The 10,150-nt window shown below is 34.4% G+C and carries 11 protein-coding genes and 1 tRNA gene; 4 read left to right on the plus strand and 8 right to left on the minus strand.

Going from position 1 to position 10,150, the window contains the following annotated elements; translation table 11 throughout:
* Positions 1–17: 17 nt before the first annotated feature.
* Positions 18–578 carry a YqgE/AlgH family protein gene (locus LNQ34_RS03890; RefSeq protein WP_202701492.1) on the plus strand — a complete coding sequence of 187 codons (561 nt, stop codon included), beginning with the start codon at positions 18–20 and terminating at the stop codon, positions 576–578.
* Here the strand turns inward: LNQ34_RS03890 and LNQ34_RS03895 are convergent.
* Together LNQ34_RS03895 and LNQ34_RS03900 are read right to left on the minus strand one after the other, a co-directional pair.
* A complete protein-coding gene (locus LNQ34_RS03895; protein WP_229998706.1) occupies positions 575–1,414 on the minus strand; it encodes an aminotransferase class IV in 840 nt (279 codons plus the stop codon). The genes LNQ34_RS03890 and LNQ34_RS03895 overlap by 4 nt on opposite strands.
* Positions 1,415–1,468: 54 nt before the next feature.
* Positions 1,469–1,861 carry an START-like domain-containing protein gene (locus tag LNQ34_RS03900; protein ID WP_017498093.1) on the minus strand — a complete coding sequence of 131 codons (393 nt, stop codon included), beginning with the start codon at positions 1,859–1,861 and terminating at the stop codon, positions 1,469–1,471.
* A 155-nt stretch (positions 1,862–2,016) separates the two neighbouring features.
* Between LNQ34_RS03900 and LNQ34_RS03905 the strand changes: the two genes are divergently transcribed.
* Both LNQ34_RS03905 and LNQ34_RS03910 read left to right on the plus strand, forming a co-directional pair.
* A tRNA-Met gene (locus tag LNQ34_RS03905) sits at positions 2,017–2,090 on the plus strand.
* A 122-nt stretch (positions 2,091–2,212) separates the two neighbouring features.
* On the plus strand, positions 2,213–3,439 hold the full coding sequence (locus LNQ34_RS03910; RefSeq protein WP_229998707.1) for a tyrosine-type recombinase/integrase: 1,227 nt from the start codon (positions 2,213–2,215) through the stop codon (positions 3,437–3,439).
* Between the two features lie 12 nt (positions 3,440–3,451).
* Here the strand turns inward: LNQ34_RS03910 and LNQ34_RS03915 are convergent, their stop codons facing one another.
* The 5 genes from LNQ34_RS03915 to LNQ34_RS03935 all read right to left on the minus strand — a co-directional run bounded on the left by LNQ34_RS03915 (position 3,452) and on the right by LNQ34_RS03935 (position 7,327).
* Positions 3,452–3,658, minus strand: coding sequence for a hypothetical protein (locus LNQ34_RS03915; protein ID WP_229998708.1), 207 nt, complete (start codon positions 3,656–3,658; stop codon positions 3,452–3,454).
* A gap of 79 nt (positions 3,659–3,737) precedes the next feature.
* Complete coding sequence (locus LNQ34_RS03920; RefSeq protein WP_229998709.1) at positions 3,738–4,385, minus strand: hypothetical protein; 648 nt, start codon at positions 4,383–4,385, stop codon at positions 3,738–3,740.
* A gap of 4 nt (positions 4,386–4,389) precedes the next feature.
* Positions 4,390–4,857: a M15 family metallopeptidase gene (locus LNQ34_RS03925; protein WP_229998710.1), complete on the minus strand. Its 468-nt coding sequence runs from the start codon at positions 4,855–4,857 to the stop codon at positions 4,390–4,392.
* A gap of 2 nt (positions 4,858–4,859) precedes the next feature.
* A complete protein-coding gene (locus tag LNQ34_RS03930; protein ID WP_229998711.1) occupies positions 4,860–5,384 on the minus strand; it encodes a hypothetical protein in 525 nt (174 codons plus the stop codon).
* A gap of 80 nt (positions 5,385–5,464) precedes the next feature.
* Positions 5,465–7,327, minus strand: a complete 1,863-nt coding sequence (locus LNQ34_RS03935; protein WP_229998712.1) for a hypothetical protein — start codon at positions 7,325–7,327, stop codon at positions 5,465–5,467.
* 419 nt (positions 7,328–7,746) lie between these two features.
* Between LNQ34_RS03935 and LNQ34_RS03940 the strand changes: the two genes are divergently transcribed.
* Complete coding sequence (locus LNQ34_RS03940; protein WP_229998713.1) at positions 7,747–8,070, plus strand: hypothetical protein; 324 nt, start codon at positions 7,747–7,749, stop codon at positions 8,068–8,070.
* A gap of 39 nt (positions 8,071–8,109) precedes the next feature.
* On the opposite strand, the gene LNQ34_RS03945 is transcribed toward LNQ34_RS03940, so the two are convergent.
* Complete coding sequence (locus LNQ34_RS03945; protein ID WP_229998714.1) at positions 8,110–10,149, minus strand: hypothetical protein; 2,040 nt, start codon at positions 10,147–10,149, stop codon at positions 8,110–8,112.
* Position 10,150: the final 1 nt, after the last annotated feature.

Raw genomic sequence — 10,150 nt, forward strand, 5'->3', positions numbered from 1 at the left:
ATAAAAATTGTAGCCGTATGATTTCAGAAAAATTAAAAAAAGGACACCTGCTTATTGCCGAGCCTTCTATAATTGGAGATTTATCATTTAATAGATCGGTAATTTTATTAGCAGACCATAACAAAGAAGGATCAATAGGATTTATCATTAATAAACCTTTAAAGTACACTATTAATGACCTGATTCCTGAGATTGAAGCCTCTTTCAAGATATATAACGGAGGTCCTGTTGAACAGGACAACCTTTATTTTATTCACAATATTCCAGAGTTAATCCCGAATAGTGTTGAGATTTCTAATGGAATTTATTGGGGAGGTGATTTTGAATCGACCAAGGACTTAATAAACAACGGATCTATCAGTAAAAATAACATTCGTTTTTTCTTAGGATATACCGGTTGGGATGAAAATCAGCTTGAGAATGAAATGCAGGGGAACTCCTGGATTATTGCCGATAATAATTATAAAAATAAAATTATCGGAAAATCAACCACCCATTTCTGGAAAGAGCAAATCATTGAACTTGGAGGCGATTACCTCATCTGGTCAAATGCACCTGAAAATCCATATCTGAATTAATTTTCAGAAATGGATTCATTCAGCTTTTGTAACAACAGCTGAGCCAAATTACTTGTAAAGTCCTTTTTTCGATATTTCGTGATCGGCTGTATCCCCGTGATCACATTAGTCAGAAATAATTCATCAGCTTTTTGAAGATCAAATGGTGAAATTATTTCCTCCACTACTTCTATGCCCTCTACTTTTTTAGCCAAAGCTAAAATCTGCTTGCGCATCACACCGTTCAGACAACCTTCAGAAACCGGTGGAGTTATCAGTTTATTACCCACAACCATAAATAAATTCCCCTGTAATACCTCAACTACATTTTTAGTATCGTTAAGCAAAATACAATTGGCCAGACCATTTTCATGAGCAAAAATACTTCCGGTAACGTTTATCATCTTATTAGTAGTTTTGATCGACGATAACAATTGCTTAGTCACATAAAAATCCTTATACAAATCCACTTCGTATTCAGCTGAATTTAAAGTATATAAAACATCTTCAAGTACTGTTGCGTGAATCAAATACGAAACCTCATTTGTTTTAGGCAGATAAAACCCGCCCTCTTTTCTAAAAACAGTAATTCTGGCTCTGGCAGATGCCGAAATTCCTTTTTGCTGAACAAGGTTTAAAATCTGCTCTTCAAAATATTCCATGGTAAAATTCATCGGAATTTCCATTCGAACCACACGCATAGAAGCCATTAATCTGAAATAATGATCTTCCAGGAACAAGATTTTATTATTGATAATTTTTACTGTTTCAAAAACACCATCTCCGTATAAAAATGCGCGGTTTTGAGTTAATATATTATCTTCTTCTGCTACTATATTTCCGTTAAAATTAATCATAAAAAAACCCTGAATTTTGTTCAGGGCAAATATAAGGTATAAAATAGAATTTTACTAAACAGATCCGATAAGATGTTTCAGGTCTGAGATCTGATTCTCCCACAGTTGTTTAGCTTCTCCTACTTCTTCTTTATCAGCAAAATCTACTACCATTAACGATACGTCTTTGGTAAGTTCATCAACCAGAATGTGCAATTCAAAAAAATACTCGGTGTCTTTACTGCTTTCATCCACCCATTTGAATTTGACTTTTTCACCTGTTTTTTTGGAAGCCAAACGCGCTTTTTCCTGTGAGTCGTTCCAGATAAAAGTGAAAAATTCTCCTCTTGAATTTACATTATCAGCAAACCATTCTGATAATCCTGACGGAGTTGATATATATTGATACAATAGTTGCGGCGAAGAATTGATCGGAAACTCGATTTCGTAACGTATTTTTGGATCCATGTGCTACTTTTAATTTTTTTGGAAATATAAGAATATATGTCCAAAAACAACACATTTTTAAAAATATTTTTTTTTCTTCATTTTATGCTTGCAAGCTTTAATATTATTTCTATCTTTGCACCCGCAATGAGGAACACGGTTCTACTTGCAGTCTTGGCGAGGTAGCTCAGTTGGTTAGAGCGCAGGATTCATAACCCTGAGGTCACGGGTTCAACTCCCGTCCTCGCTACTAGAAGAAAATAGCTTAAAACCCACTCCCAACTTGGGTTTTAAGCCTTCTTCAAATCACTTTCGAAATGTGTAGTTACAGTAAACGACAATGTAAACGGCAATGTAACAACTACACAATCAATGAAAAATTTACCTAATGGATGCTCATGCACTGAACTATGGGTATCGCCTGAAAACTGGCAAACAACAACATCAAAAGCTTCTTTAAACAAACAATGGTATGTACAATGTACTTACTATGATCCATTATTTAAAGACAAATACCCAAAAGGCTTTCCATTTCGAAAAAAACTAAATAAGTTCAAAACGTTAGACGATAGAAAGGCAGCCGCAAAAATACTACTTCAGGAAATCCCCAAGCTTTTCCAGGATCTCGGATTTAATCCAATCACTAAGCAATATATGATTGAACAAGTTGCTGAAGTTATTCCTGAAGAAAATTATTTAACTGAAATATGCCCCGAAACCCCCTTTTTAATTGCCCTTAAATTGGCACATGAAAGCATAAAAGTTGCTGACAGCACTTATAAGGATATAAAATACATGCTGGCAAAGTTTAATCCAGCGGCCGAACAACTCCGATATCATGAACTAAAAATTAGTGATGTAAAAAGGAAGCACATTAGGTTTACACTCGATCATCTTGAAAAAACAGAGGCTACCTTCTCAGCGCACAAATTCAATAAATATCGCGGCTATCTGTCAACTTTGTTTAAAGAACTCTTAGAATTTGAAGCTGTAGAAAATGATATTGTTCTTCAAATTCAAAAACGTGTCCATGAAACAAAGATCCGGGATATACTTACTGAAGATGAAAGGGTCCGCGTAAACAATCACTTAAAAGAACATTTCCCAGATTTTTGGAGATTTACAATTTTATTTTTCCATTCCGGTGGTCGAATATCGGAATTGCTAAATTTAAAAGTGGAAGATGTAAAATTAGATCAACAAAAGTATCAAGTTTTTGTTAAAAAGGGCAGACAATATAAATGGGTAAATCGTATAATTAAAGATGTTGCTTTAGGTTTTTGGATAAAATCTTTATATGGTGCAAATAAAAACGATTATGTTTTTTCGGTTGGCCTCCGACCAGGTCCCGAAAAAATACGTCGAGAACAAATTAATAGGCGATGGAAAACTCACGTAAAAGACAAACTCGGTATTACTGCTGACTTTTATGCTTTAAAGCACCTGAATTTAGACGAAACAACAGCTATACTTTCGCTGGAGGATGCTGCAAAAATGGCTGGGCATAAAACCATTTCAATGGTAAAAAATCATTACGCAGTAGGAGAAGAAGAGAGACAGTTCGAACGATTGAAAGGCCTTCAGAACAAATTTGCATAAAAAAAAGCGATCTTATTGATCGCTTTTTTCGTTATCTATTTGTAATGTTATTTCCTGATCCCCATTAGATTCATACGCATAGTAATCCTGAACATCTACTACATTAAGAATTTCTTTTATTCTACATAGCAGTTCAGTTTTAAATGCCACATTACTTAAATTATTCAAGTTTAATTCCAAAGGCTCCTTTAATTCGATTTTAATATATCTCTTTGCCATATTTTTATTTCAAATATAAAAAAAACGATCCATTTCTGAACCGCTTTTCTACCTTACTAACCAACCAATTAAAAACAAACTACCTTTTGATATTAAAAATTGAGAAGTTGTAACCTACCCAAAATGTCTGCTGAGTATCGAAAGAAGTAGAAATAATATTTCCTTTTCGATTTTGAAACATCAAATTTCCTTTCACTTTAAAATTATCTAACTGTAGAGTATTTCCCATTTCCAAACCACCGAGCACCCTAAAAACAGATTCCTTTTGTTTCAATGGCACAGACAGTTCTTTCGATTTTATGACATAACTCGGAGTAACTTCTTGAACTTCTCCGCGTACTGTACCGTTTATATTTAAAAGTAAATTCTCATCTTCAAACTTGGTTGAAAAATTATTTAATTCAATTGCCATTTCATAAGCCTTTGATCTAAGAGAATCGCTCATTTTCGCGTAATCCAACTTCAGTTTTTCGTTTTCGTCAGAAAGTTTAGCATTTAAAGGATTGTCCCGGTAAATTGTTTCTCCTTTTTTAGGAAAATCAATAGGTTTCTGATCAGGTTTTTTTGCCTCGAGAACCGCTTTTACTTCTGGCACTTTTACCTTTACTATTGTTTCAGACTTTCCCTCCTTAGAACATCCCTTAAACCATAGGGAAACAAAAAGCAAAATCCATCCAAACAATTTCAAGAATTCTTTTATTGGTAACTTATTTAAATCGATTTGCATAATATTAGTCTTTAATTTGAAAATGCATCCAGTCATAATTTTTTTCACGGCCAAGACTTTCAAATCCATGTTTATAAAAAATATCAATCATTGCTTTATATTCTGGTCGTGCAAATCTTGCAGTTTTAGAAGTTTCTTTTAATAGATTCCTATCAGGATCTAAGTCTATAGCGCATCCCCAAGAATGAACAGATAATTCCGTTCCTCCTCTCATTAAACGATAATTGAAACATCCTCCAAAATCATCTAATTGTAACCTTTTAATTTCTTGCATTCCATAATGAGCAAGAATGTCTTGAAATACGGCTATTAGTTTTTCAGCGATCAATTTATGACAGCTTATCTTTTTTACATAAGTTTTAGTTTCCCAATTCAAAAACATTGGATATGGAAGGTCTATTGTTACAATGTAGCCCGCACCCGTTTTATTAGGTACACCGTATTTTTCAAGTAATCTTTTTTGTGTTATCATAATTATTCAGTTTTATTCTGTTCGGGAAACAATTCGTTGATATTCCCAGATTTTTCGAAGTTGTACAATCTTTCCATAATAAATGCCGGCGGAAATTGCTTATTAGATAAAATGTATAGATTCTTTAAAATCTTCCCTCCCGGCCAAAGGAGAGTAGAAACTTGTATAACTGTTCGGTAACCGTCTGCCAATATATTTTCGCCAGCAGTAATTGCAATCATTTCAAGCATTGTGTAAGCAATAACTAAAATCGCAGCCATTTTACAATTTTTGAAAATAAATTGTTCCCATGAAAAAGATCCTTTTCTAAGATGATATATTACGCCAATTACAAGATTACCAACTAAAGCTGCGAATATAAAAACTGAGAATCTTCTATTTTCAACAAACCATCCTGACAAACCTTCCAAAATCATTACAATCGGCCCGAGCGTCGAAATAACTTGTAAAAAATATTTTAGCCTTTCTATAAAATTTTGCTGATTATCTGCAATCAATGCAATCTTACTCAAAAACTTAAGGATCATAATATATATAGGTTTAGTTGTGATATGTGATAGTTTTGGGTGCATTATATTTCATGTTTCTCTGTTTGGCAAAGTGTTTCCTACTTGATTACTTTAATCTTAAAGTCACCTGATGCAGGATTTCTTGCAACTGATGTGTCAAAATTTCCAAATCGCACAGTTACTGTGTTAGGTGCGCTTACAAAAGCAGTATAGTGACTATTTGGCTCCACACAAGCAAAAGGCACACCAAGAGATACTACATCCCCAAGGGCAGCACCCGGAACAGTAATATTTAAATCTTGGGAAGTACCAGCAACCGTATTTGGAAAGTCTAAAGTAGCAGACCCAGTTAATATTACTGGTAAATTAGAGGTTAAAGCAAAGGTCCCACTTGCATCTGGAAATGTAAATGTTTTTGGTGAAGAGGTCGTTATACTCTTAGTATCTAATCTAGCAGTTCCCGCCAAAGTGGTTGAGCAAATCGCGATATGATCCCCAGATCTATGTACAAAAGGCATAGAGCCTCCACTAGTGAATCCCTGATCTGTCGCAAATTGTAGTCTCTCGGTTAAAGATTTAACCCCTGACACTGTCTGACTACCTGTTGTCTTTACGACAGCACTATCCAAAGCAAAGGAAGAACTAGATATTTTTTCTACTACCCCTGTAGAAATATTTCTAGTTAACAAATCATAAGTAGCAGCGCTTGTTGTAGGTGCGGTAGTAATCGTTATTGAGTTAAGAACTGTGTCTCCTGTTTTATTTATAGTGAATGTGTTAAAGCCATTATCCTGACCAACAAATACTAAACCTGTAGCACCATTTAAAACATTTGATACAAGAGCATTACCTGATCCGGAAGATACATACATAGACCCTATACCCGAAATAGTAGTAAATATAGAGCCTATTCCTCCATTTGCATTAATTACTCGAAGTGCTGCAGCAGAATTTGAATTGTTAGACAAAAACATAACATCTCCTGTTGTGGAGGTAGATGTATTTCCTGCCCTTATAGAAGGTCCAGGACCAGAATTAGTAAAGATCGCTGCGGCACCGTTACCACTTGTATCAAGTGACATAGCTGCCGAACTGCTTTGAGGCCGACTATTTGAGCCTAACAACATTGAAAAAGCTGCATTTGTATTAGACCAACTCTTCATTCCTAAAAACACTTCATCTCCCGTTTTATGCAAAACATTTGAGTCATCAGCAGGGACATACCCAATATTAGACTCGATCACATTCCAATTGGAGAAGGTCTGGCCAGGAGTATTTATAAAAGCAAAAAAACTATCACCTACGTTTACAGACTTACCTGCCAATACTCCAGGAACTGAAACATACCACAAATCTCCCTTACGTACTACTCCTGCTGTACCACTTCCTCCCGTAGTAGGAAATAAATTGGTCGAAGCATCCCAAGTACCTCTAAGATTTATAACACCAACGAGTAAGTTATCTGCATACGTTTTTACAGCCTCTACGGTTGGATATAAAGTATTGTTTACGGTAGTGAAATTTGTTGCTTTATTAACTACTTTTTCATAATCACCTCCTATGATTGGTGGTGTATTACCAATAGTTGAATCTGTCACATTAATAATTGTAACCAATACTGTATCAACTGGTGTTGGGGGCGTTGGAGAAATACCTTGCGTTTCAAGGCCTAAGACGCGAATTATTTGATTGTCTTTGTTAGCAACCAAAATATCATTTCTAGTATAGCCAGTTTCAGCGTACAGGATAGTAAATGAAGTGGTACTTACTGTCGCATAATTTACATTATCAATGATCCATTGCGCTCCAGTAGCAACAGTAATATTGTTTGAAATGATTGAAACATTTGCAGATAATAACTGATTTTGCCGTACAGAATTAAACCAATCAAATATTTGCTGAATTTTAATTCTGTACGAAGTACCCGCATCGCTCACATGAATTTCAGAACTTGGACGCAATACTGATTGCCAAGGTAATTCTACTATTTTTTTCGCATTAGTTGCAATCGCATTTAATCTTTCGGTCAATAAAGCTACTTGTCTAGTAATAATTGATTGGAAGCTCATGATGATAATTTTTTATCCTACAAATGTAAAAATTAATTCTTTATTTAGAATGATTATAAATAACAAAATCAACTTTGTAAGAGATTAATATTTAATAACTTTGCTTATATGATGTTTCTATTTGTACTTTTTGTAGTTATAGTTGGTGGTTGCTGGAAAATCGGCAAAGCTGCTGGGAATTCTTTATTTCCTGATCAAAATCAGTCACGATATATTGATAGATCAACAAATATTGTTCACCACCATCACCATCATTACCACGACAATCGCAGTATTCATGTTGATGGGAATCAATTTAAAGATTTGAAAAAATGACCACCCCAGATTTTATAAAAGAATTAGAATTTGTCGCAAATCCGTATGCATTTGCATTTTGGAAAAAAGACTTCGAAAGAAAGATCAAACCTGAACAGAGAGACCTTTTTATAGTTCTAATTAAATTAGGATATTCTGTACCCACTTCTTTAAATTCATTGGAAACATTTGAAAATATTACTTTTGAAACAGCTCTAAGTTATAATGATTTGAAGTCAAACTATGAATATATTAATCTGGTAGTTAAACACAGTGAATCAAAAAGTCAGGTAATAGCAATAGGTAATAAGCTTTCAGCTAAAAAAAAGACTATCGCATAAAAAAATACTAAAAAAAGCCTCTAAAATTAGAGGCTTTTTTTAGTAACTTAAATACCCCAATTCTGTTGAAATTAAACCTGGCACCTCAACTTGTCCTCCATCCAAATCAATGTTTCCTGTTCCGAGAGAGTTATAGACATTACCAGTTTTTATCATGTTTGCTGTCAAAACGTAGAGATTGGATTTCCCCAACGGGCCTTCAGTGCTAAAACTTCCGTTTTTTACATAACCCACTCCATTTAACCATACTTTCTCGTGAGATAATGCAATCATTAATTTGCGCCAGATCTCTTTGGTCACCGGCTCAAAAACAAACTGATCGACTTCATACAGATCAGCACTTAAAAGCAAAGCTGCAGTATCTGTTTTATGAACTTCGCTATCTTCTTCAGGAAGTCCTTTTTGACTTGTAAGTGGTATCCTTATTTTAAATTCAATTCCGGTCGCATAAAAAACATCAGTATTTGTTGTATTATGATATTTCACTTCCAATAAATCTTCGTGCTTTACTTTACACCATAATTCCTCACTTAAGTGCGTAATAGTATCAAAATTAGGATCTGAATTTACAAGTTGAACATGAAACTTTTGATCAATAAAATTTACCATATCGATGAAGTACTCATATATTTCATAATTGAACCGGTTAAAAATAGAACCTACTACAATACTAGTTTCGGACCCGGAAAAGTTTTCTGAAATAATTATCACATCTGAATTCTTTGATTCATCAAAAACTATTTCCTCAATCAAAAACCAAGCATTCGATATTACAATATAATTCCCAGAAACGGCCCATTCCGGAAGACTACCATTTAAAGAGTAGTTTCCAGTAACAGAACTTGTATCATAATCATAAATATTCCCGGATATAAAATAAATCCCTGTTTGCCCACCGCCAACATTGTATTTTCGCGCATCCCGCCTATCCTTTATTCCAATATTATTTGACTTTTTTTCAATTGGGACTATAACTTCGCTTAAATCTTCTCTAATTATTTTAGCGACATTACTACTATAATTTGATTTAAACTGTGTGGGTACAATATCAGCACTCAGAAATTCTTGCACTTCAGTCCATGGCCCATTTATATCTTCAACATCAACCTCACAACTTAAAGTATTTTCATCAGTTTTATAATTACCTGAGTCACCCCATATAATTCTCTGTGCGTATCGAATTGAATTTGATTTAGAAATGTAAAAATACGGTGACTGAATACCAAATTCATCCACAGAAAATGATTTAGTAAAAGAGCAACCTAATTGATCTTTCACATATAAGGTAAAACTACCAACATCAAGCCCCGTAAAAATATTAGAGGATTGCCAGGAAACATTATCTAGTGAAAATTGCAAAACTAAACCAGTCGAATTAGCATTTTCCACCAAAACCGTAGCACCATTGGGGCTGTTGTTCACTTTGATAGTAAAATTGGCAGCCGAAAGTAAACTCGGCAATGTTACACTTTTACTTGCTTGTTTTCCATTTGCATCTTCAACTAACAAGTTAACTGTCTCTCCACGCAACCAATCGAAAGCGAAAGGATTGCTCGTATTAGGAACTATTGAGACAGGATTTAACACTTTTACAGCTAAATTATCTGTTGTTACTAAAACTCTAGCCTTCTGACATGGAGTAGATAAGGCCTGGCTAAAGCTAATATTAGTAATATTAAAATCTGGTAAAGCCGATTCATTTTCAATTATAAAAGTTACATCTCCATCAGCAGATTGTTCTGAAAAAATCGCATTTGGAAAATTTGCAGTTATTATAACAGTTCCGATTCCAGATCCAACATCGCCTCTTATTGATTCTACTGTATACAAATTAGAGCTGTTAAAATCCAATTCAAATGCTCGCTTATAAAAATCTGAGGCATAACCCTGATAACTAGCTTCAGTGGTAATGTCATCAATAATTACTGTTGGTAATTCCACCTGATATTGACCTAATCTTCGTCGTACGAAGGTTTCGCGACAGAAAACTGAATAACTACCACTATTCACGTCAAAATATACCGACTCATTAAAACCGGGAACTGAATTAAATTGAATTGTTATTTTTGAATTTGCCATG

The organism is Flavobacterium lipolyticum, from assembly GCF_020905335.1.
In the GTDB taxonomy this organism is placed as follows: domain Bacteria; phylum Bacteroidota; class Bacteroidia; order Flavobacteriales; family Flavobacteriaceae; genus Flavobacterium; species Flavobacterium lipolyticum.